At 70.7% G+C, this 22,886-nt stretch carries 16 protein-coding genes; 1 reads left to right on the top strand and 15 read right to left on the bottom strand.

Annotated features, from left to right (window positions below):
- Window positions 1-116: 116 nt before the first annotated feature.
- The 14 genes from G3I41_RS05080 to G3I41_RS05015 all read right to left on the bottom strand — a co-directional run bounded on the left by G3I41_RS05080 (window position 117) and on the right by G3I41_RS05015 (window position 20,538).
- Entirely contained in the window at window positions 117-620 is a 504-nt protein-coding gene (locus tag G3I41_RS05080) for a hypothetical protein (RefSeq protein ID WP_164399111.1), read from the bottom strand.
- A 38-nt stretch (window positions 621-658) separates the two neighbouring features.
- Window positions 659-2,092, bottom strand: a complete 1,434-nt coding sequence (locus G3I41_RS05075; protein WP_164399110.1) for a hypothetical protein — start codon at window positions 2,090-2,092, stop codon at window positions 659-661.
- A gap of 91 nt (window positions 2,093-2,183) precedes the next feature.
- Window positions 2,184-5,261 (bottom strand): glycoside hydrolase family 3 N-terminal domain-containing protein, encoded by a 3,078-nt coding sequence (locus G3I41_RS05070; protein WP_164399109.1) that lies wholly within the window; start codon window positions 5,259-5,261, stop codon window positions 2,184-2,186.
- A gap of 142 nt (window positions 5,262-5,403) precedes the next feature.
- Window positions 5,404-7,278 carry a discoidin domain-containing protein gene (locus tag G3I41_RS05065; RefSeq protein ID WP_164399108.1) on the bottom strand — a complete coding sequence of 625 codons (1,875 nt, stop codon included), beginning with the start codon at window positions 7,276-7,278 and terminating at the stop codon, window positions 5,404-5,406.
- Between the two features lie 55 nt (window positions 7,279-7,333).
- Window positions 7,334-8,755 (bottom strand): GH1 family beta-glucosidase, encoded by a 1,422-nt coding sequence (locus G3I41_RS05060; RefSeq protein WP_164399107.1) that lies wholly within the window; start codon window positions 8,753-8,755, stop codon window positions 7,334-7,336.
- A 34-nt stretch (window positions 8,756-8,789) separates the two neighbouring features.
- The gene (locus G3I41_RS05055; protein WP_164399106.1) at window positions 8,790-9,797 is read right to left on the bottom strand and encodes an ABC transporter ATP-binding protein; all 1,008 of its coding nucleotides are present in this window, start codon (window positions 9,795-9,797) and stop codon (window positions 8,790-8,792) included.
- On the bottom strand, window positions 9,794-10,780 hold the full coding sequence (locus G3I41_RS05050; protein ID WP_164399105.1) for an ABC transporter permease: 987 nt from the start codon (window positions 10,778-10,780) through the stop codon (window positions 9,794-9,796). Before G3I41_RS05050 ends, G3I41_RS05055 begins: the two co-directional genes overlap by 4 nt.
- Before the next feature lie 4 nt (window positions 10,781-10,784).
- Window positions 10,785-11,765 carry an ABC transporter permease gene (locus G3I41_RS05045; protein WP_164399104.1) on the bottom strand — a complete coding sequence of 327 codons (981 nt, stop codon included), beginning with the start codon at window positions 11,763-11,765 and terminating at the stop codon, window positions 10,785-10,787.
- Window positions 11,762-12,820: an ABC transporter ATP-binding protein gene (locus tag G3I41_RS05040; protein ID WP_164399103.1), complete on the bottom strand. Its 1,059-nt coding sequence runs from the start codon at window positions 12,818-12,820 to the stop codon at window positions 11,762-11,764. The genes G3I41_RS05045 and G3I41_RS05040 overlap by 4 nt, the downstream gene beginning before the upstream one ends.
- A gap of 23 nt (window positions 12,821-12,843) precedes the next feature.
- A complete protein-coding gene (locus G3I41_RS05035; RefSeq protein WP_164399102.1) occupies window positions 12,844-14,520 on the bottom strand; it encodes an ABC transporter substrate-binding protein in 1,677 nt (558 codons plus the stop codon).
- A 288-nt stretch (window positions 14,521-14,808) separates the two neighbouring features.
- Complete coding sequence (locus G3I41_RS05030) at window positions 14,809-15,798, bottom strand: LacI family DNA-binding transcriptional regulator (RefSeq protein WP_164399101.1); 990 nt, start codon at window positions 15,796-15,798, stop codon at window positions 14,809-14,811.
- A gap of 346 nt (window positions 15,799-16,144) precedes the next feature.
- Window positions 16,145-17,752 carry a citramalate synthase gene (cimA, locus tag G3I41_RS05025; RefSeq protein WP_164399100.1) on the bottom strand — a complete coding sequence of 536 codons (1,608 nt, stop codon included), beginning with the start codon at window positions 17,750-17,752 and terminating at the stop codon, window positions 16,145-16,147.
- Between the two features lie 429 nt (window positions 17,753-18,181).
- Window positions 18,182-19,267 (bottom strand): branched-chain amino acid aminotransferase, encoded by a 1,086-nt coding sequence (locus tag G3I41_RS05020; protein WP_164399099.1) that lies wholly within the window; start codon window positions 19,265-19,267, stop codon window positions 18,182-18,184.
- Window positions 19,268-19,497: 230 nt separating this feature from the next.
- On the bottom strand, window positions 19,498-20,538 hold the full coding sequence (locus tag G3I41_RS05015; protein WP_164399098.1) for a 3-isopropylmalate dehydrogenase: 1,041 nt from the start codon (window positions 20,536-20,538) through the stop codon (window positions 19,498-19,500).
- A 129-nt stretch (window positions 20,539-20,667) separates the two neighbouring features.
- Here G3I41_RS05015 and G3I41_RS05010 point away from each other — a divergent pair, with 129 nt between their 5' ends.
- Window positions 20,668-22,233 (top strand): metallophosphoesterase family protein, encoded by a 1,566-nt coding sequence (locus G3I41_RS05010; protein WP_164399097.1) that lies wholly within the window; start codon window positions 20,668-20,670, stop codon window positions 22,231-22,233.
- A 16-nt stretch (window positions 22,234-22,249) separates the two neighbouring features.
- Here the strand turns inward: G3I41_RS05010 and G3I41_RS37350 are convergent, their stop codons facing one another.
- Window positions 22,250-22,381 carry a hypothetical protein gene (locus tag G3I41_RS37350; protein WP_018102494.1) on the bottom strand — a complete coding sequence of 44 codons (132 nt, stop codon included), beginning with the start codon at window positions 22,379-22,381 and terminating at the stop codon, window positions 22,250-22,252.
- Window positions 22,382-22,886 lie beyond the last annotated feature (505 nt).

Genomic DNA, 22,886 nt, shown 5'->3' with positions numbered 1-22,886 from the left:
CGCCGCGTTCGAGCGCGCGCACGGCGGACGCGGCTGAGCCCGCGGGGCAGCCGTTCCACCACGTCCGGGCCGCGGGACCGTCCCCCCGCGGCCCGGTCGCGTGTCCGGGGCCCGCCTCAGCCGCGCCCGCCCGGGGCGAGGGTGATCCGCACGTTCTGGGGTGCGTCGCGGGGGAAGGTCCAGACGCGGCCTGCGGTGCTGACCGCGGTCAGCGCGGTGTCGTCCAGGGTGACGTGGTGGAACGGGTCGGACCAGCGGGAGACGGCGAGCCATTCGAGGGTGGTCTCCCCGTCGTCCCGGGTCAGCGCCACCCAGCCGATGGAGCCGTGCCGGGCGGACTCCCCCACCGAGGCGCGGCGTCCGCCGTGGACGTGGGTGGCGTGAGTGGATTCGACGTCCACCCAGTCGTCCGCGCTCCATTCGGTGGCCCGCAGGATCTCCAGCCACTGCCAGCTCTCGGCCCGCGGATCGCCGGACCCTCCGGGCGGCTGCGTCCGCAGCAGGTCCATCACGCGGAGGGAGCCGTCGGCGAACACGATGACGTCACCGTCGGGCGCCTCCCGGTCGCGCCAACGGCGGTGCACCAGCTGGGCCATGGGCGTCGCGGTCGCGTCGTTCATGCGCTCGATTCTGGCACGGGGTACCGGGCCCGCCGCGGTCAGAACCCGCCGCCGAAGTCCCCGCCGCCCCCGAAACCGCCGCCGTCTCCGAAGCCTCCCCCGTCGCCGAAGCCGCCGCCGCCGAAGCCGGACGAGTCGAAGTCCGTACCCGAGAAATCGCCGCCGGAGAAGTCACCGCCCAGGTCACCGCCGCCGTAGTCACCGCCCCCGTAGTCCGCCGCGTACGCCGGGGTGGCCAGCATCGAGCCGAGCATCGTGCCGACCAGGAGGCCCGGCAGCAGGCCCCCGCCGAAGTAGCCGCCCGCCCAGGGGCCGTAGGCCGGGCCCGCCTCCCAGTACGGGCGGCGGGTGCCGTCGCCCACCTCGACGGTGCGGCTCATCGGGTCCTCGCCCTCGTTCAGCCGGATCTCGTCCGCCGCGCACACCGGGACCTCCCGCGCGCTGCCGCCCGCCGGGGCCCAGCGGACGTCCGCGACCGAGGGGCCGTGGCGCGGGTCGAAGAAGCAGGGCGGGCGGCGGGCCGGGAGTGCGCGGCCGGAGCGTCGGGCGTCGAGCACCGCGAGCGAGTAGCGCCCGTCCTCCAGGGCCTGGGTCACCCCGCGCACGTCCGAGGGGTGTTTCGCTCCCGCCATACGGGACTTGGCGCTCTCGTAGGAGTCGAGGGCGCGTTCGTAGTCGGCGCGCATCGCGTCGTCGACGCCGGGCTCCGCCGGGTGGAAGTCGAGCCGTTCCAGGGTCTCCCCGTACGCCGTGATGTCCTCGTCCACGACCACCCGCAGCTTGTCGAGCGCGACCCGCTCCTCTTCCTCCTTGCGCCTGCGGTTGCGGCGTACGACCGTGTACGCGGCGGCCCCGCCGAGGACCACCACGGCACCGACGACGGCCAGGCCGACGGCAGCCGAGCTGCCGTTGGACGCGGAGTGCTCGCCGCCGCTCCAGGAGGCGGGGGCGCTGCCCCGGGCCTGTTCGACGGCGCGGTCCACGAAGGCGTTGAGCTGGGTCGCCGCGTCGGTGTCCGCGCCGGGGGTCTTCACGGCGGCGGTGAGGTTGATGACGGCGTTCCGGGACATGACCTGGGGGTCGGCGCCGGCGCTGAAGCCGTCGCCGAGGCGGATCGCGTAGACGCCGGTGATGCCCGTCTCGGCGCGCAGGGTGCGCAGCACGGTGTCCTCGGGGAAGGCGGCGGTGTTCGGCAGCACGGCCACAAACACCGGTTTGTCCGCGTCCTCGATCTTCTTGCTCAGCGCGGCGGCCTGGCTCCGGGAGAGCTGGTCGGATGCGGCGGGGTCGACGTAGACGGGGCCCTTGCGCAGGGCCTGGGCGACGTCGTTCACGGTGGAGGCGCCGGTCGCGGCGGGAGGCGCCGGGGCCGCTGCCGGGGCCAGGAAGAGCGCGAGGGCGGACAGCAGGACCAAGAGCCCCGCCAGGAGCGCCGCCGGGGCCGTGGAGACGAGAAGCGGCCTGTTCCGCATACTCCCAAGCTAACGCACACGCGTACGAAACGGGTCGGGACGTACGGAACGGGCGGGCGGCCTCCTGGTGCCGCCCGCCCGTCCCGCGTCCTCAGGCGGCCCGGTAGGCGGTCCTGAGCTTCGCCACGGCACCGGTCAGATCACCGGTGAGCAGCAGGTGGTCGGCGTCCGCGAACGGCTTGGACACCTTCTCGGTCAGCTTGCCGCCGGTCTTCTGCTGGACCAGCAGGCGGGCCTGGCCGACGATCTCCCGGCCCACCTCGGTGCGGCCGAGGCCGGCCTTCTGCGCGACCTGTGCGGCCACGCCGAGCAGGGTGAGCGTGGCCTCGCCGCCGGCCGGGGGCTTCTTCAGCGTGGTGAGACCCCAGCCGTACGGGAACTGGGGGTCGTACGACGCGTCGCCCACGTTGATCGGGAGCTGCGCCTCGGACTTGGGCCAGGTCACCGGGAGCTGCCCGGTGAAGGGCCGCTTGCCGAAGAGGACGTCGGCGACGCCGTCGCCCTCGGAGCCCGGCAGCCAGGACGCCACCAGCGCGTCGATGTCGCCCAGCTGGTCCCCGATGAGCTGGGGGCGGCCCGAGACGACCAGGACGGCGCACTTCATCGCGGCGCAGACCTTGTCGATCGCGGCCCGGTCGGCGTCGGACAGCTTCAGGTCGTGCCCGTTGCCGACGTCACCGACGCCCTCCGCGTACGGGGTCTCCCCGACGACGACCACGCCCACGTCGTGGCCGGCGGTGTCGGCGGAGGCGTCCTTGGAGTACGTGACGGACGCGGCGTCCTTCTTCATGGCGGACAGGATCGTGGTGCCCGGGGTGATGGCACCGGACGAGCCCTGCCAGCTGACGGTCCAGCCGCCGGCCTGGTTGCCGATGTCGTCGGCGTTGGAGCCGGCCACGTACACCTTCTGCGAGGACTTCAGCGGCAGCACGTTGCCGTCGTTCTTCAGCAGGACCTGCGACTTGGCGGCGGCCTCGCGGGCCACGGCCCGGTGCTCGGCGGAACCGATCTTCTTCAGGTTGGCGGTGTCCGCGTACGGCTGCTCGAAGAGGCCCAGCTTGAACTTCTGGGTCAGGATGCGGGAGACCGCGTCGTCGATCCGGGACTGCGGGATGCGGCCCGCGGTGACCTCGTCCTGGAGCGTCTTCGTGAAGTCCTTGTACTCGGTCGGGACCATGATCATGTCGAGTCCGGCGTTGATCGACGTGCGCACGTCGCTCGCGTAGTCGCCGGGGAGCTGGTCGATCGCCTTGTAGTCGCTGATGACGAAGCCCTCGAAGCCCATGCGGTCCTTGAGGACGCCGTTGATCATCTCGGCGTCGCCGTGCATCTTCACCGGGCCCTGGTCGTCCCCGATGATGTCGAGCGAGGAGTAGGACGGCATGACCGTGCCGACGCCCCGCTTCACCGCGTCCTCGAAGGGCGCGAGGTGGACGGCCTCCAGCTCCTGCCGGGTGACCTTGGTGACGCCCTGGTCGGTCGTGTACGAACCGGTGGTCGAGGAGCCGTACTCCGTACCGCCGTCCCCGACGTAGTGCTTGGCGGTGGCCAGCACCTTGTCGTTGCGGTCCAGGTCCTTGCCGTTGGCCGCGCCCTGCATGCCCTGGATCACGGTCTCCAGGGACTTCACGAGGGCCGGGTCCTCACCGTAGGACTCGTAGGAGCGGCCCCAGCGCTCGTCGCGTGAGACGCAGAGGCAGGGCGCGAAGTCCCACGGGACGCCGGTCGCGCGGACCTCGCTCGCGGTGACGGCACCGGTCTTCTCGGCCAGCTTCGGGTCGCGTGTGGCGCCGAGGCCGACGTTGTGCGGCATGACGGTCGCGCCGACCAGGTTGTTGTGGCCGTGCACCGCGTCCACGCCGTAGATCAGCGGGATCTGGAAGCGGGTGGCCTGGGCGCGCAGCTGGTAGCCGTCGATCATCTTGGCCCACGCCTCGGGGGTGTTGGGCGCGGGGACGGAGCCGCCGCCGGAGAGCAGCGAGCCGAGGTCGTACGTGGCGATGTCGCCCTGCGAGGAGAGCGCGTTGCGCTCGGCTTGGGTCATCTGGCCGGCCTTCTCGGCGGGCGACATCCGGGCGAGCAGGTCGGCGACCCGCTTCTTCACCGGCAGCTTGGCGTTCTGGTACGGCAGCCCGTGGGCGTCGATGACGGCCTGCGGGTTCTCCTTCGGCGGCCGGGCGCCGGTGACCGTCAGCTCCAGCGGGACGGTCTTCGCGGTGGCGGCACCGGAGACCTTCTTCGTCGCGATCTCCACCCGGTGGGTGGTGCCGGACGCGGTGCCCGCGGGGAAGGTGTACGTGCCGCTGACCGGCGTGAAGTCGGTGCCGGGCTTCGCCGTGCCGCCCTTCGTCCCGTACGCGACGGTGACGGGCTCCTCCAGCGGGGCGGAACCGGTCGTGGTGAGCGTGAAGCCGAGGGACGCGGACGCGCCCTGCTTCACCGGGACCACCGCGGCCTCGGTGACGACGCTCGCCTTCAGGGCCGCGTCGGCCTTGCCGTACAGCTCGACACCGTCCATGGCGAACTTGCCGGGGGCGCCGGTCGGCAGGGTGAGGGCGTACCCCCACATCTCGTTCAGGCCGAGGACCTGGTCGATGCCGCCGACGGGCTGGTAGTCGCCCCGGTAGGTGAAGTCGGCGAACGGGATCTCGACGAGGTGCCAGCCCTCCCAGTCGTCGGTGAACGAGGTGGTCCACAGCTCGGACGCCTCGCCGTTGGCGCCGCCGTCCTTGATCTCGAAGGCGATCCGCTTGCCCGAACCGGGCGGCAGGGGCGCGGTGTTCTGGCCGTACCACCAGAAGCGGATGCCCTTGTGGGCGGACCAGTCGTGCGGCTGCGCGTCGGCGGCGTAGTCGTGGCTGAAGCCGCCGTAGCCGCTGATGTCGTAGGTGCCTTCGAGGACCTTGGCGCCCTCGGGGGCGTCGGACCGGTCCTTCAGTGCCAGGGTGGGCGGATCGTCGGCGTCGCCGCCCCAGGTGAAGAGGCCCTCGGCCGGCTGGTTGGCGAAGGGCACCTCCCCCTCGAAGCGGTCGACGGCGACCGGTGCCGGTTCGTCGGCGGCCGGTGCCGCCGTGGACGGGACGGCCCCGGCGAGCAGGCCGGCCACCACGGTGGCGGCGGCCAGCACGGCGGTGGCGGGTCTCGCCCGGCGGCGGGTGCGGGGTGGCATGTGTGCGGCTCCTTCGTACGGTGGCCGCGCGCGGCCCGGCGGGGGTGCCGGGCCGTGCGCGGGACGCGGGTGGTACGGGAAGGTGACGTGCCTGTGGGGGGTGGTGGTGCGTGGGGGTGTCTCTGGGCCGGGTCCGGGGGCGCTACTTCTTCTGCTCCACCCGCACCCAGTCGATCTCCGCCTTGACGCCGCCCTGCGCGACCCGGTCGACGCTGGACTGCGGAAGGCCCCAGTACGGGCTGGTGACCTTGTTCCACCCGGCGGGGTACGCGCCGCCGAGCGCCAGGTTGAGGATCACGTACTGGTTGTGGTCGAAGACCCATTTGCCGCGCGTGGACTCCAGCTTGGAGCGGGAGGTCGTCTGCACGACGCGGTCGTCCACGGTGAACGTCATGCCCTCGGGCGTCCACTCGACGCCGTAGGTGTGCCACTGGTCGGCCCGGCCGCCGTTCGCGTACGTCTGCTGCTTGCCGATGTTGCCGTCGGCGGAGTAGCCGGGGCCGTGCAGGGCGGAGCTGGTCCAGTCGCCGTAGCCGATGTTCTCCATGATGTCGGTCTCGCCCGAGCCGGGCCAGGACACGTCCGGGTTGTCGACGTCGCTGCCGAGCATCCAGAAGGCCGGCCAGAAGCCGTCACCGACCGGCAGCTTCATGCGGGCGTTGACCTTGCCGTAGGTGAAGTCGAACTTGGTGTTGGTGTCGATGCGGCCCGAGGTGAAGTCGAAGGTCCCGGCGGGCGTCCGGGTGCAGCCCTTGCAGTACTTCGACTGGAGGACCAGGGAGCCGTTCTCGGTACGGATGTTGTCCGCCGAGTCGACGTACGCCTGGGACTCCCCGTTGACCGGGTTCATCTCCGTGCCGGTGCGCACGACCCGCCATTTGTTGCGGTCGAGTCCTGAGCCGGTGAAGTCGTCGAAGAAGGTGGTGGTGTAGGCGCCGCCCGGGTTCTTGGGGAGGGCCGGGTAGGCGGCGTTCGCGCTGCCGCCGGTGCCCCACACCTGGAACTCGTAGAGCGAGTAGCCGAATTGGGCGGTGGCGGGCGCGGGGTTGTAGAACGAGCGCCGCTCGACACCCAGCATCCGGACGTAGCGGCCGGTCGCCGGGGTGGGCAGCTTGACGGTGTCGTGCCGTCCGACGGCGTCGCCGGGCGACTTGACGTCCGCGCGGCGGGCGGCGACCTCGGAGGCGGACGGCTGGTAGACGGTGCGCCAGGTGCGGTTGTCGTCGGAGACCTGGATGCGGTAGTCGACGGCGTAGGCCGCCTCCCAGTACAGGTCCACGGTGTCGATGGTGGAGGTGGCCCCGAGGTCGACGCCCACCCAGCGGTTGGCGTTCCAGTCGCTGGACCAGCGGGACTGGTCGGCCTTCAGGTCGGCGGGCCAGCCGCCGTCGGTGACGAAGGCAGGGGAGTTGCCGGCGTGCTGGTAGAAGTCGCCGTACGCGGGGTGGTTGAGGGCGAGGTTGGTGCGGGTGGTGGAGGCCGGGGCGGGCTCTCCTCCGTACACCTTGAAGGAGTACAGCGAGTAGCCCCAGGGGGTGGCGCGCTGGATGCCGCGCATCCGGACGTAGCGGCCGGTGACCTCCTGCGGGTAGCTGTGCGCGGTGACGCTGCCGCCGGTGCCGTCGTCCTCGGTGTAGAAGGTGGTCCAGTCGGTGCCGTTCCTCGACACCTCCAGGACGTACTTCTTGCCGTAGGCGGCCTCCCAGTCGAGGGTGACGCTGCTGACGCGGATGACGGAGCCGAGGTCGACCCGGATCCAGGCGTTGTCCGCGAAGTCGCTGGACCAGCGGGTGGTGCCGTTGCCGTCGGCCGCGGCCCCCGGTCCGGAGGCGGCGTTCTCGCTGCCGGAGGCGGTGACGGCGCCCGGGTTCGCCGTGTACGCGGCGGCGGCCCGGTCGGTGTCCCAGGCCGCGGCCTGCGCCGCCGCCGGCTTGGGGACCGGGGCGGCGTAGGCCAGGGGGGCGGCGAGGGCGATCAGAGCGGCGGTGGTGGCTGCCAGGGTCGTACGAGAGGGCATGGTGGGGCTCCCGTTCGAATCAGTGAGGGTGACGCGGCCACCCGCGGCAGTGGGGCTATGAGGCGTCGCGGGTGAGCCGGATGGTGTCGCGGTACCACATGGCGCTGTCCTTGAGCGTCCGCTCCTGCGTGTCGTAGTCGACGCGGACGATGCCGAACCGCTTGTCGTAGCCGTAGGACCACTCGAAGTTGTCCATCAGCGACCAGGCGAAGTAGCCCCGCACGTCGGCCCCCTGGGCGCGGGCGGCGGCGACGGCGGCGATGTGGTCGGCGAGGTAGGTGGTGCGGTCGGCGTCGTGGATCGCGCCGTCCTCGGAGACGGTGTCGTCGAAGGCGGCGCCGTTCTCCGTGATGACCGTCGGGAGGCCGTAGTCCTTCTCCAGACGGACGAGCAGGTCGGTGAGGGCGGTGGGGGTGATCTCCCAGTCCATGGCGGTACGCGGCAGGTCGCGCTCCACCTGGCGGGTGACGGGCAGCCCCTCCGCGTCGGTGGCGGCGCCCTCCTCCGTGACGCCGGAGAACAGCGAGCCCCGGTAGAAGTTGACCCCGAGCACGTCCAGCGGCGTCGAGATCGCGGCCAGGTCGCCGTCCTGGACGGGCAGTTCGATGCCCTGGGCGGCGAGGTCGGCGAGGGTGTCCTCGGGGTAGGCGCCCTTGACGACCGGGTCCAGGTAGAGCCGGGCGCCCAGACCGTCGGCGCGGCGGCACGCCTCGGCGTCCTCGGGGCTGTCGGTCTCCGGGGTAGCGGTGCCCAGGTTGAGGGTGATGCCGAGTTCGAGGTCGTTGCCCCGGGCGGCGGCCTGCTCGCGCAGGTACCGCGAGGCGAGTCCGTGGCCGAGGAGCAGGTGGTGCACGGCGTGGATGGCCTCGCCGAAGTTCTGCCGGCCGGGCGCCTGGCCCCCGTAGGCGTAGCCGAGCATCGCGGAGCACCAGGGCTCGTTGAGGGTGGTCCAGTGCTTCACCCGGTCGCCCAGGGCGTCGTAGGCGAGCGCGGCGTACTCGGCGAAGCGGTACGCGGTGTCGCGGACCGGCCAGCCGCCGGCGTCCTCCAGCTCCTGCGGCAGGTCCCAGTGGTAGAGGGTGACCCAGGGGGTGACGCCCTTGGCCTCCAGCTCGTCGAGCAGGCGCTTGTAGAAGTCGAGCCCCTTCGGGTTGGCGGGGCCCCGGCCGCCCGGCTGGATGCGCGGCCAGGCCAGCGAGAAGCGGTACGTGTCGACGCCGAGGTCCGCGATCAGCTGCACGTCCTGCGGCATGCGGTGGTAGTGGTCGCACGCCACGTCGCCGTTCTCACCGCGGACGACCATGCCCGGCACCCGGCAGTACGTGTCCCAGATGGACGGCGTCCTGCCGTCCTCGGCCGCCGCGCCCTCGATCTGGTACGCGGCGGTCGCGACGCCCCAGCGGAAGCCGGCGGGCAGACCGGGTACGGCCTGCGCCGTGATCTCGCGGGCGTATGCCTGGGGGGTGACGAGGTTCATGGTTCTCCTGTGGTGTGCGTAGCTCGAGGGCTGCCTAGGCGTGGGCGGTGGCCGGGGCCTCGTGGTGGAGCCAGCAGGCCACCGAGCGGGAGCCGTCCGTCCCGGGCGCCGCGAGCACCGGGACGTGGGTGTCGCAGCCCTCGACCCTCTTGGCGCAGCGGGGGTGGAAGGCGCAGCCGGCGGGCATCGCCGAGAGGTGCGGGGGCGAGCCGGGGATGCCGCTGAGTTCGCGGCGGGGCCCGTGCAGCGCGGGGAAGGAGTGCAGCAGCCCGGCGCTGTACGGGTGGTGGGGGTCGCGGTAGATCTCGGCGGCGCCGGCCTCCTCCACGATCCGGCCGCCGTACATGATCGCGATCCGGTCGGAGAACTCGATCAGCAGCGAGATGTCATGGGTGATGAAGACGACCGAGAACCCCAGCTCCTCGCGGAGGCGGACCAGCTGGCGCAGGATCTGCCGCTGCATGACCACGTCGAGCGCGGTCGTCGGCTCGTCCATGATGACGATCTCGGGTTCCAGGGCGAGCGCCATCGCGATCATCACGCGCTGGCGCATGCCGCCGGAGAGCTGGTGCGGGTAGGCGCCGAGCCGGTCGGGGGAGATTCCGACGAGGCTGAGGAGTTCCCGGGCACGGGCGGTGCGGTCGGCCTTCCGCATCTCCGGGCGGTGCGCCTGGAGGACGTCGGTGAGCTGGGCGTGGACCGTGTAGACGGGGTTCAGCGAGTTCATCGCGCCCTGGAAGACGATGGACAGCTCCTGCCAGCGGAAGGCGCGCAGCTGGGCCGCCGACATCGCGAGCAGGTCCATGGCCTCGCCGTCGCGCCCGTGGTAGTGGACCTCGCCGCCGGTGATGACGCCGGGCGGGGAGAGGAGCCGGGTGACCGCGTAGGCCAGGGTGGACTTGCCGGAGCCGGACTCGCCGGCGAGGCCGAGGACTTCGCCCCGGTGCAGGGTGAGGTCGATGTCGCGCAGGGCGTGCACGGCGTCGGTGCCGGTCCCGTAGTCCACGTTGAGGCCGCTGATGGTGAGGACGGGCTCGCTCATGAGCGGGTCTCCTTGTGGCGCTGGGTGCCGGTGCCGGGACGGGCCACCGGGGTGAAGCCGACGCGCATCCTGACCTTGCGGGAGCCGCCGGTCTCGGTGCGCAGTCGCGGGTTGACGAACTCGTCGATGCCGAAGTTGATCAGGGCGAGGGACATGCCGAGCAGGGCGATGCAGAGCCCGGCCGGGACGAACCACCACCAGGCGCCCTGGGCCAGGGCCTGGCTGGACTGCGCCCAGAACAGGACGGTCCCCCAGTTCCAGTTGGAGATGTCGGCGACGCCGATGAAGGCGAGGGTGATCTCGGAGAGGATCGCGAAGATGACCGTGCCGACGAAGCCGGAGGCGATGACCGCGGTGAGGTTCGGCATCACCTCGAAGATGATGATCCGCCAGGTCGGCTCGCCCGTGGCGCGGGCCGCCTCCACGTAGTCGCGGCGGCGCAGCGACAGGGTCTGGGCGCGCAGGACGCGGGCGCCCCAGGCCCAGGAGGTGAGCGCGATGACGAAGGCGATGAGCAGGTCGCCGGCGTCCGTGACGAAGCTGGCGATGATGATGATCAGCGGTAGTCCGGGGATGACCAGGAAGACGTTGGACAGCAGCGACAGCGCCTCGTCGGCCAGCCCGCCGAGGAAGCCGGCGGTGACGCCGATCAGCACCGACAGGACGGTGGCGAGGATGCCCGCGACGAAGCCGACGACGAGCACGCCCCGGGTGCCGACGAGGATCTGCGAGAGCACGTCCTGACCGGTCTGCGTGGTGCCGAACCAGTGCGAACCGGAGGGGGCCTGCAACAGGTCCTGGCTCATCGCGCTGGGGTCGTACGGGGCGATCCACGGGCCGATGATCGCGATCAGCACGAAGAAGAGCAGGATGCCCAGTCCGATGACGGTCTTCCGGCCGCGCAGGAACCGGAACTTGCGCTTGCTCGCCGCCGGGGTTTCGGCGGCATCGAGTACGGCGACCTCGGATGCGGTGACGGCCACAGCCCTACGCCTCCCTTCGGGTACGGGGGTCGAGGAGCATGTAGAGGATGTCGGCGAGGAGGTTCGCCGCGAGGACGGAGAGCGTGATGATCAGGAAGATGCCCTGCATGAGGGGGTAGTCCTTGGCGCCCACGCCCTGGAAGAGCTGGTAGCCGATGCCCGGGTAGGAGAAGACCATCTCCACCAGGAGCGTGCCGCCGACGATGAAGCCGAGCGAGAGGGCGAACCCGGAGATGTTGGGCAGGACCGCGTTGCGTGCCGCGTAGCCGAACATCACCCGGCGCTCCGAGAGGCCCTTGGCCTGGGCGACCATGACGTAGTCCTCGCTGGACACCGTCACCATCATGTTCCGCATGCCGAGGATCCAGCCGGCGACCGCGCTGAGGACGATCGTGAGGCCCGGCAGCACCCCGTGGTAGAGCGCGCTGGAGATGAACGGCCAGTCGAAGGCGGGCACCAGCCAGTTGTCGTAGCCGCCGTCGGCCGGGAAGAGCCCCCACTTCGTGGCGAACAGCCAGATCGCGATGAGTCCGAGCCAGAAGTACGGGATGGACGAGATGAACGTGGTGACGGGCAGCAGGCTGTCCATCCAGGAGCCGCGCCGCCAGCCCGCGAAGACCCCGAGGCCGGTGCCGAGCAGGAAGCTGATCAGCGTGGTGATGCCGACGAGCGCGAGCGTCCAGGGCAGCGACTGCGCGATGACCTCGCTGACCGGGGTCGGGAAGAAGGTGAACGAGAGGCCGAGGTCGCCGTGGAACAGGTGCGCCCAGTAGTCGGTGTACTGCTCCCAGATCGACTGCTTCTCGTCGAGGCCGAAGAGCGCCTTCAGCGAGTCGATGGCGCTGGTGTCCAGCTGGCCCTGGAAGCGGGCCATGAGGGCCTGGACCGGGTCGCCGGGCATCAGGCGCGGGATGAGGAAGTTGATCGTGATCGCGGCCCAGGCCGTGACCAGGTAGAAGGCGAGCCGTTGGAGCAGGAACTTCACTTCGCAGCCTCCTTCTCGTGGTCGTCGGTGCGGGTGCCGGTGCCGTCGTAGAGCCAGCAGGCGGCCCACTGGCCGTCGGCCAGGTCGAACCGGGGCGGCAGCTCGGTGCGGCAGCGCTCCATCGCCTTGGGGCAGCGGGGGTGGAAGCGGCAGCCGGCGGGCGGGTCGATGAGCGACGGGGGCTCGCCGGTGCCGTTGTCCTCCGGCTCGTCCTCGTCGCCCGCCCGGTCGGGGTGCGGCGCGGAGGCGATGAGCAGCTGGGTGTAGGGGTGTGCGGGGCGCTGGGTGACGGTCTCGCTGTCACCGCCCTCGACGATGCGGCCCGCGTACATCACCAGGGTGGTGTCCGCGAAGTAGCGGGCGGACGCGATGTCGTGGGTGATGTAGAGGATGGCGAGGTGGAGCCGGTCCTTGAGGTCCTTGAGCAGGTTGAGCACCCCGAGCCGGATGGACACGTCCAGCATCGAGACCGGCTCGTCGGCCAGCAGGACCTGGGGGTCGGCGCCGAGCGCGCGGGCGATGGCCACGCGCTGGCGCTGACCGCCCGACAGCTCGTGCGGGAACTTGTCCAGGTACTGATGAGGAGGAGTCAGCTGGACGCGGTTCAGCAGAGCGGTCAGGTTCTGTTCCAGTTCCGCCTCGCCGCTGCCCGCCCGGCCGTGGATCTTCAGCGACCGGGTCAGGTGGTAGCGCACGGTGTGCACGGGGTTCAGCGAGGCGAACGGGTCCTGGAAGATGAGCTGGACCCGGCGTACGTAACTGCGGAAGGACCGGCCACGTCCGGCCTTCACCGGCTGCCCGTTCAGGTGGATCTCGCCCGAGGTGAGCGGATACAGCTGCGCGAGCAGTCTGGCGACGGTGGACTTCCCGGAGCCCGACTCCCCCACCAGTGCCGTGACGGTGCCGCGCCGCAGTCGCAGCGAGGCGTCGTCCACGGCGTGGACGGTACGGCGCGTGCGCGCGAGGAGGTCGCGGGCGTTGCGCCGCACGGCGAAGTGCTTGGTGACTCCGCGTGCTTCGAGCACGATGTGGTTGTTCTCTGGCTGTTCAGACATGGCCGGTACCTGATCCCTGCGTACTACTTGGCGGGCTTGAGATTCAGCACGACTTCCAGCGAGGTGCGCTGGGTGTGCTGCGGGTCCGCGTAGGGGTTGTCCTCGGTGGGCCAGCCCACCCAGTTCTTCGTGGAGTACTCCGCCCCGACGGGCGCGGCCGCGGTCGGGACCATCGGCGCCTGCTCGACCATGATCTTCTGGAGGGTGTTCATCGCCTCGTTGCGGGCGCTGTCCGTGGTGGCCTGCGCGAAGTCCTTCAGCGCCTCGGTCGCCTCGGTGCTCTTGAAGCGGCCGAAGTTGCCGGACTGGGACGGCTTCCCGATGGGCTGGAGCAGGGCCCCGTCCATGATGTTCTGGTACATGTCGTACGGGGTGGCGCCGCTGTTGGTCCAGTGCAGGGTGGCGTCGAAGTTGCCGTTGGCGACGTCCGCGCCCCAGGCGTCCGCGGTCTGCGTCTTGACCTTGGCGTCGATGCCGATCTTCTTGATGTTGTCCTTGATGATCGACAGGCCCGTGATGTAGTCGTTCCAGCCGGCCGGGTCGGTGAAGGTGAGCTTCACCGGCTTGCCGTCCGGGTCCTTGAGGACGCCGCCGCTGAGCGTGAAGCCGGCCTTCTCCAGGACCTTCTTGGCGCCCTCGACGTCCGGCGTGGTGGTGGCGTTCTTGTAGTCCGGGGCGATGAAGGACTCACCGGCCGGGAGCGGGATGCCGGTGGGGTTGGTGATCTCCGGGTAGAGCGTCGCCTCGGCCTGGGTGTAGATGGCCTTGCGGTCGATCACCATCGCCATGGCCTTGCGGAGCGCCGGGTTGTCGAACGGCTTGCGGGTGGTGTTGAACCAGAGGCCGTGGATGCCGAGACCGGAGGGGAACCACAGCTTGTGGTTCTTGGGGTCCTTGTCGATGAACAGCTTCTTGAAGTCCGGCATGAAGACGAACGACCACTCCAGCTTGCCGCTGGCCAGCGCGGTGGTCGCCGCGTTGTTGTCGTTGTACGTGCTGTAACGCAGCTCCTTGACCTTGGTCGATCCCTTCCAGTAGGTCGGCGTCGCGGTCAGCGTGGTGGTCTGCGGAGTGAAGGTCTTCAGCTTGTACGGGCCCGAGCCGACGGGGTTCCGGTTCGGCCAGGTCTCCGGGTTCTCCACCTTCTCCCAGATGTGCTTGGGCACGATGTACTGCTGGAGGATCTTGTTCTGGTTGACGTACTGCGAGGTGTCGAAGGTCAGGACGACCTTCTTGTCCTTGACCTCGATGCCGCCCCACTGGATGCCGTCGGCGTTGAGGGCCGGGTGCTTCTTCAGCAGGTTGAAGGTGTACGCCACGTCGTCGGCGGTCAGCGGCTTGCCGTCGGCCCACTTGGCGCGCTCGTCGATGGTGAGGGTGACCTTCATGAAGTTGAGGTCCCACTTCCAGTCGCTCGCCAGCCACGGGTCGGGCTTGTCGGCCGGCCGGATCTGGCTCACCATCGCCAGCGGCTCGTAGATCATCCAGCGGTAGCCGAGGGTGGCGCCGGCCGAGGTGTTGAGGAACGGGTTGCTGTTGTCCGTCTGCGGCCCGTCCGGCTTGCCGATGTTCAGGACGCCCGTGGCGGCGCCGCCGCTGTTCTTGTCGTGGTTCGAGTTGGCCGAGGAACAGCCTGCGGCGAGGGCGACCACCGCGGTGACGGCCGCGGCGGCTCTCAGCGTGTGACGGCGTGCGGACATAACGACTCCAGGAGGGACTGGCGGGTCTGCGGATTCCGGAAACGGGCAGCGCGGGGCGCGCGCCGTGGTGCGGGCGTTACGCGTGCGGTGGTGCGGGTGCGGTGCGGGCCTGGGGGTGCCCTTGTCCGCTAGGTCGTGTCACCTGACTGCCGTCGTCGCCCGGAGGGCGGCCGGGCGGCGTCCGGTGCGTGCGATCGCAGGGCGCCGGAGAGTCCTCGTAGCGGAGCTACTGGGGCTTTTCGGCAACGCCGCGAGCGCGCGTGCCAGGCGTCGTCCGCCAGGCGGCGGTCAGGTGACACGACCTGGGGGCGCCGAGTGGCGCACGACCAGTTCGGTGGGGAGCACGACCGGGGTTTCCGGTGCGGGCGTGCCGCCCAGGTGGGAGAGGAGCATCCGTGCGGCCGTCTCACCCATCTGCCGGGTGGGCTGGCGCACGGTGGTCAGAGGCGGTTCGGTGTGCTCGGACATCGGGATGTCGTCGAAACCGACGACCGCGATGTCACCGGGCACGGTCTTCCCGGCGGCCCGCAACGCCCGCAGCACACCTGCCGCGGTGATGTCGTTGTGTGCGAAGACCGAGTCGAACTCCGTGCCGGAGGCGAGGAGTTGCTCCACGGCGAGCCGGCCGGAGCGTTCGGTGAAGTCCCCCAGGACGACGAGGTCCGTGGGGAGGACCGAGACGAATCCGGCCGTCCGGTCGCGTACGCAGCCGAAGTGCTCGGGGCCGGTGATCACGACGGGCCTGGTGCGACCGGCGTCCCGCAGATGACGGGCGGCCGACGCGCCTCCTTCGTGGTTGGTGGTCACGACGGAGGGGAATTCGGGGTGGTGGCCGCGATCGTCGATGAGCACGATCGGCAGGCCGTCGCGGTGCAGTTCGGTGAGGTGGTCGAGGGTGTTCTCCGGTTCCACCACCACCAGGCCGTCGAAGGCCCGGGCCGACACCTGGCTGGTGAAGCGCTCCACGGACTCGGCCCCGCGGTTGCAGGTGAACAGCAGCAGCCCGTAGTCGGCCGCCTCGACGGTGTCGACCACGCCCTGGAGCAGCTCGCCCATCCAGGGCCAGGTCAGTGAGGGCACCAGCATGCCGACCGTACGGCTGCTGCCGCGGGCCAGGCCGACGGCGCCGGAGCTGGGGACGTAACCGAGCTGCGCGATCACTTCGCGAACGCGCGCGGCCGTCGAACCGTCCACCTCGCCCTTGGTGTTGATGACCCGGGACACGGTCGTCTTGCTGACGCCGGCCTCGCGGGCGACATCAGCGATGGTGACGCGCATCGGGGGCCTCCAGGACACAACGGGACAGAGGGAGCGGCCGTGACGGCCGTGGATGGAACCGGTACCGCAACCGGTTCCGGAACCGGTACCGGCGTTGGTGGCGTGAGTTAACCCCGCTGGAACACAGCCGTCAATACTTCACGTCGAGATTGGTCTGTACCCATCTGATAACGAGGAGAGCACGGTCCTTTCGTTCAATTCCTGAACGCACAGACCTCTTGACGCGGGTGCCCCGGATCCCGTTCACTCGGTGCCCGTACGGGGCCGTGCACGCGAACGCCCCCGCTCGCCCTGCCGGTTGAGGCGGGCGGACGGGGGCGGTCGGGTGCGGCGGAGACGCTCGGGGTCAGTCCGTCGGCTCGACGCCGGCGCGCAGCAGACCGTAGGTGTACGCGTCCTCCAGCGCCTGCCAGGACGCGGAGATGATGTTCTCGGCGACCCCGACGGTCGACCACTCGGCGGTCCCGTCGCCGGTGGTGATCAGTACGCGGGTGGTGGAGTCGGTGCCGGTGCGGCCTTCCAGGATGCGGACCTTGTAGTCGGTCAGCTCCAGCTTGGCGAGCTGCGGGTAGATCCGTTCCAGGGCCACGCGCAGTGCCCGGTCCAGGGCGTTGACCGGGCCGTTGCCCTCGGCGGTGGCGACGATCCGCTCGCCCTTGGCCCACAGCTTCACGGTCGCCTCGTTGGCGTGGGTGCCGTCGGGGCGGTCCTCCACGATGGCCCGCCAGGACTCGGTGCGGAAGTAGCGCCGCACCCGGCCCTCGGCCTCGGCGCGCAGCAGCAGCTCGAAGGAGGCGTCGGCGGCCTCGTACGTGTAGCCCTTGAGCTCGCGCTCCTTGACCCGTGCCACGACCCGGGCGACCAGCTCCCGGTCGCCCCCGAGGTCGATGCCGAGCTCGTCGCTCTTCAGCTCGATGGAGGCCCGTCCGGCCATGTCGGACACCAGCATCCGCATGGTGTTGCCGACCAGGGCGGGGTCGATGTGCTGGTACAGGTCCGGGTCGACCTTGATCGCGGAGGCGTGCAGCCCGGCCTTGTGCGCGAAGGCCGAGACGCCTACGTACGGCTGGTGCGTGGAGGGGGTGAGGTTGACCACCTCGGCGATGGCGTGCGAGACGCGGGTCATGTCGGCGAGGGCGCCGTCCGGGAGGACCCGCTTGCCGTACTTGAGTTCCAGCGCGGCGACGACCGGGAAGAGGTTGGCGTTGCCCACGCGCTCGCCGTAGCCGTTGGCGGTGCACTGGACGTGCGTGGCGCCCGCGTCGACGGCGGCGAGGGTGTTGGCGACGGCGCAGCCCGTGTCGTCCTGGGCGTGGATGCCGAGCCGGGCGCCGGTGTCGGCGAGGACCGTGGAGACGACGGCCTGGATCTGGGCGGGGAGCATCCCGCCGTTGGTGTCGCAGAGGATGACCACGTCGGCGCCGGCCTCGGCGGCGGCCTTGACGACGGCCTTGGCGTACTCGGGGTTGGCGCGGTATCCGTCGAAGAAGTGCTCGCAGTCCACGAAGACGCGCCGGCCCTGCTCGCGGAGGTGGGAGACGGTGTCGCGGACCATCTCCAGGTTCTCCTCCAGCGTGGTGCGCAGGGCCAGCTCCACGTGGCGGTCATGGGACTTGGCGACCAGCGTGATCACCGGGGCACCGGACTCCAGCAACGCCTTGACCTGGGGGTCCTCGGCGGCGGTGCCGCCCGCCCTGCGGGTCGCGCCGAAGGCGACCAGCTCGGCGTTCTTGAACTCGATCTCCTGGCGGGCGCGGGCGAAGAACTCGGTGTCGCGGGGGTTGGCGCCGGGCCAGCCGCCCTCGATGAAGCCGACGCCGAACTCGTCCAGGTGCCGGGCGATGGTCAGTTTGTCGGCGACCGTCAGGTTGATGCCTTCACGCTGTGAACCGTCGCGCAGCGTGGTGTCGAAGACATGGAAGCTGTCGTCGGTGGGCTTGGCCTTGGTGGTCATTGCTGGTCTGACTCCTGTCGGATGAGTGGATCCGGACGACTGGGCCGTGTCCGGCGGATCATGGCCGGGGTCGCGACGCGCCCTACCCGACCCTGATCCGCTGGACACGGCCCGGCTCCACTTGCCCCCATCATCCCGTGCGCCGTGTGCCCGGCCGAGGTGGAGGCCGGAAAACAAAAAACCCCTCGCGGGTGCGAGAGGTCTGCGCGCGGGTCTGGGGCACGGTGGCCGTGCCGTACGTGGTGGTACGGAACGGTCACTGCGGACCGGCGCGCCTGCTGCCAATAATCATGACGAACGAGGACACGGAAGCAGTCTGGCACAGGACCGCCCCCGTGAACCGCCTGTCTCAGGATGCGGGCGTGCGAGAGGGCCCCCGGCGAGACACCGGGAGCCCTCTCGTACGACTGGCGCCTGTCCGGCGCCGGCTCACGCCAGGGAGTGCATCCAGCCGTGGGTGTCCTCGGCGGTGCCGCGCTGGATGTCGAGCAGGCGCTCGCGCAGCTTGAGGGTGACCGGGCCGGGGTTGCCGTCGCCCTGGGTCCACTCGCCGCCCGCGCTCTTCACCGTGCCGACGGGGGTGATGACGGCGGCGGTGCCGCAGGCGAAGACCTCGGTGAGGGTGCCGGCGGCGGTGTCCTCGCGCCACTGGTCGATGGAGACGCGGGACTCCTCGGAGGTGTAACCGAGGTCACCGGCCAGCTTGAGGAGCGAGTCACGGGTGATGCCGGCGAGCAGGGAGCCGGTGAGGGACGGGGTGACGATCCGGTCCCCGTACACGAAGTAGAGGTTCATGCCGCCCAGCTCCTCCACCCACTTGTGCTCGACGGCGTCGAGGTAGGCGACCTGGTCGCAGCCCTTGGCGGCGGCCTCGGCCTGGGCGAGGAGGGAGGCGGCGTAGTTGCCGCCGGTCTTGGCGTCGCCCATGCCGCCGGGGACGGCGCGGACCCGGTCCTCGGACAGCCAGATGGAGACGGGCTTCACACCGCCCGGGAAGTAGGCGCCGGCCGGCGAGGCGATGACCAGGAACAGGTACTCGTTGGACGGCCGGACGCCGAGGCCGACCTCGGTCGCGATCATGAAGGGGCGCAGGTACAGGGACTCCTCGCCGCCATGGGCCGGGACCCAGGCCGCGTCCTGCTGGACGAGGGCGTCACAGGCCGCCACGAACGTCTCGACGGGCAGCTCCGGCATGGCGAGGCGGCGGGCGGAGGAGCGGAAGCGCTCTCCGTTGGCCTCGGGGCGGAAGGTGGCGACGGAGCCGTCGGGCTGGCGGTACGCCTTCAGGCCCTCGAAGATCTCCTGGCCGTAGTGGAGCGTCATGTTGGCCGGGTCCATCGACAGCGGCGCGTACGGCACGAGCTGGGCGTCGTGCCAGCCGCGGCCTTCGGTCCACTTGATCGTCACCATGTGGTCGGTGAAGTAGCGGCCGAATCCGGGCTGGGCCAGGATCGCCTCGCGCTCCGCGTCGGACAGCGGGTTCGAGGAGGGCTTGAGCTCGATCGTGGTCGTCATGAGTGCGTGTCCTTCACCGTGATGTGTGTGTAGGACCGCGTGCACGCCTTCAGGTGCTAGGACGTCCGAGCTTCGCAGCGAGCCACGGCCCCGTTCGATTATCGCTCGAAGGGTGCCGTGCACGAAATGGCGTGAATGCGGTCCAGGGTTCGATGGTGACACCCGGGGCCGCACAGGAGAAGCCGCCGGGTGCGTCTGCGACCCGGCGGCTTCGTGGTGGAGTCGTCGGGTCAGCCCGCTACGCGTACCGCGAGGGCGTCGCCGATCGCGTCGGTCGTGCGGGCGGTCCCGTCGCGCTCCGCGAGGTCGGCGGAGACGGCGTCCTCGATGCGCACGGCCTCGGCCTCGTAGCCGAGGTGGCGCAGCAGGAGGGCGACGGAGAGGATCGTGGCGGTCGGGTCGGCCTTGCCCTGCCCCGCGATGTCGGGGGCGGAGCCGTGGACCGGCTCGAACATCGACGGGAAGGCGCCCGTCGGGTTGATGTTGCCGGAGGCGGCCAGGCCGATACCGCCGGAGACGGCCGCGGCGAGGTCGGTGAGGATGTCGCCGAAGAGGTTGTCGGTGACGATGACGTCGAAGCGCTCCGGCTGCGTGACGAAGAAGATCGTCGCGGCGTCGACGTGCAGGTAGTCGGTGGTGACCTGCGGGTACTCCGCGGCGACCTTGTCGAAGATGTTCTTCCACAGGTGGCCCGCGTACACCAGGACGTTGTTCTTGTGGACCAGCGTCAGCTTCTTGCGGGGGCGGGCGGCGGCGCGCTCGAAGGCGTCCCGGACGACCCGCTCGACACCGAAGGCGGTGTTGAGGCTGACCTCGGTGGCGACCTCGTGCTCCGTGCCGGTGCGCAGCGAACCGCCGTTGCCGGTGTACGGGCCCTCGGTGCCCTCGCGGACGACGACGAAGTCGATGTCCGGGCGGCCGGCGAGCGGGGTCTCGGTGTTCGGGAAGAGCTTCGACGGCCGCAGGTTGATGAAGTGGTCGAAGGCGAAGCGCAGCTTCAGCAGCAGCCCGCGCTCCAGGACGCCGGAGGGCACGGACGGGTCGCCGATCGCGCCGAGCAGGATGGCGTCGTGCCCCTTGAGAGCGTCGAGCTCCGCGTCGGGAAGGGTCTCACCGGTACGGTGCCAGCGCTGGGCGCCAAGGTCGTACTCCTTGGTCTCCAGCTTCACATCCTGCGGGAGAACAGCGTTGAGGACCTTGAGGCCCTGGGCCACGACCTCCTGGCCGATACCGTCACCGGGGATCACTGCGAGATTGATGCTGCGAGACATGGTGGCACCCTACTGCTCGTCCCACCCCATGACACGTGCCGTCCACCATACGGACATATGAGCAGCTGTACGTGTACCGTTCACCTATTCGACGGGGTGCCGTCAGCCGGGCGGTGGAGGTTGTCGCCCATGGACCTCCCCCGCTTCGGCATTCCCGAGAAGCTCGCCGGCCGCATGACCATGGCCGAGCAGCACGACTACCTCCGTACCCGGCTCACCCGCCGCGGGGCGCTGCGCACCGGCGTGGCGACCGCGGCCGTGGCCGGCGCCGGGATCGGCCTCGCCTCCTCCCCCGCGTACGCGGCGCCCACCGTCCTCACCTCGCACAGCACCACGCGGGTCGACGGCGCGCTGGTCGCCCCGTTCGGCCGGCACCTGGCGTACGGGGCCGACCCGAGGACGCAGATGGCGGTCTCCTGGCAGGTGCCGTTCGCGGTACGCCGCCCGTACATCCGCGTCGGCCTCAAGCCGTGGGCGCTGAGCCGGCGGATCGACGCGGAGGTGCGCCACCTGACGACGCCCCGGCTGAACGACGGCAAGATCGCGGCGGCCGAGCAGTTCTACGTCCACGCGTCCCTGGAGCGGCTGAAGCCCGGCACCACGTACTACTACGGCGTCGGCCACGAGGGCTTCGACCCGGCGGACGCGCGCAACCTGGGCACGCTCGGCACCTTCACCACCGCACCGGCGCGGGCGGAGAACTTCACGTTCACCGCCTTCGGCGACCAGGGCGTCAGCTACCACGCGCTCGGCAACGACCAGCTGATCCTGGGCCAGAACCCGGCCTTCCACCTGCATGCCGGGGACATCTGCTACGCGGACCCGTCGGGCTCCGGGCAGACCACCGACACCTATGACGCGCGGACCTGGGACCAGTTCCTCGCGCAGACGGAGACGGTCGCCAAGACCGTGCCGTGGATGGTGACGACCGGCAACCACGACATGGAGGCGTGGTACTCGCCGGACGGCTACGGCGGCCAGAACGCGCGCTGGACCCTGCCGGACAACGGCCCGGACCCGGTCAATCAGCCCGGCGCCTACTCCTTCGTCCACGGCAACGTGGGCGTGATCGCGCTCGACGCCAACGACGTCAGCTACGAGATCCCGGCCAACTTCGGCATCAGCGGCGGCCGGCAGACCCGCTGGCTGGACCGGCGCCTCGGAGAGCTCCGGGCCCGCCGGGACATCGACTTCCTGGTGGTCTTCTTCCACCACTGCGCCTTCTCCACGACCAACGCGCACGCCTCGGACGGCGGCGTGCGGGACGCCTGGGTGCCGCTCTTCGAGAAGCACCGGGTGGACCTGGTGATCAACGGGCACAACCACGTCTACGAGCGCACCGACGCGATCCTGCGGAACGCCGTCGGGCGGCCGGTGCCGATCGGCGAGCGCACCGACCCCCGCCGGGACGGCATCGTCTACGTCACGGCGGGCGGCGCGGGCAAGGCGCTGTACGACTTCCCGGTGCCCGACAGCTACGAGGGGCACGTCGCGGACCTGGACAGCGTGGACACGTACCACGTGGCCAAGGGCCGCGTGAAGGCCGCCGAGACCGTGGAGTGGTCGCGGGTGCGGTACACCGGCTTCTCGTTCCTCGCGGTGGAGGTGGAGGCCGGACGGCACCCCCGGATGAAGGTCACCGCCCTCGCCGAGTCGGGCGAGCGCGTCGACCACTTCGAGATCAGCCGCGGCTGAGCGCGGCGCGGGCCGGTCAGTGACCGGTGGAGCCGCCGTTGTCCCTGCGGTCGAGGGCGCGCTGCAGGGCGGCGGCGGCAGCCTGCCGCTCCGACTCGGTCGGGCGGTGGGCGTGACGGACGCGGCGGCGGGTGGTGGTCTCGGCCATGGTGGATCGACTCCTTGAGATCGCGAGGATTTCGAGATCGAACAGCGTGGGGTGATGTCGAGATCAGTGATTTCGAGGCGCCGGAAGGGGCGGGGAACGGACGCCGCAGGGGTTGCCTGCGCAAGGGCGCGCGCTCTCGACCGCCAGTCGCTTGATCGAGCGAGACGTTCGGCTCCTACAAAGTTAGAGCAGCCGGGCCGGTCTGTCTCCACAATTACTCGGACTTCCTACTATCTGAGACGGAGCCCCGGACGGGCCCCTCGGCCCGCCCGGGTACTCAGGCGTACGTGAGTACCCGGGCCGTGTCGAAAGAACGTGCCTCGCACGAGAGTTGCAGCCATGAACGGCCTCTACGCTCTCAAGCCCTGGTACGCGGACCGGCTCGCCGGCGTCCGCGCCTCGCTGGTCCGCCGTGAGGTGTCGCCCGACACCCTCACCGCCGCCGGGGTGGCCGCCGCGGCCGGTGCCGCCGCCTCCCTGGCCTGGCTGCCCGCCCCGGCCGCCG

It is taken from the genome of Streptomyces sp. SID9727, from assembly GCF_010550605.1.
Classification (GTDB): Bacteria; Actinomycetota; Actinomycetes; order Streptomycetales; family Streptomycetaceae; genus Streptomyces.
The sequence above is the reverse complement of the archived record's forward strand: the minus strand, read 5'-3'. Positions and strand labels throughout refer to the sequence as shown.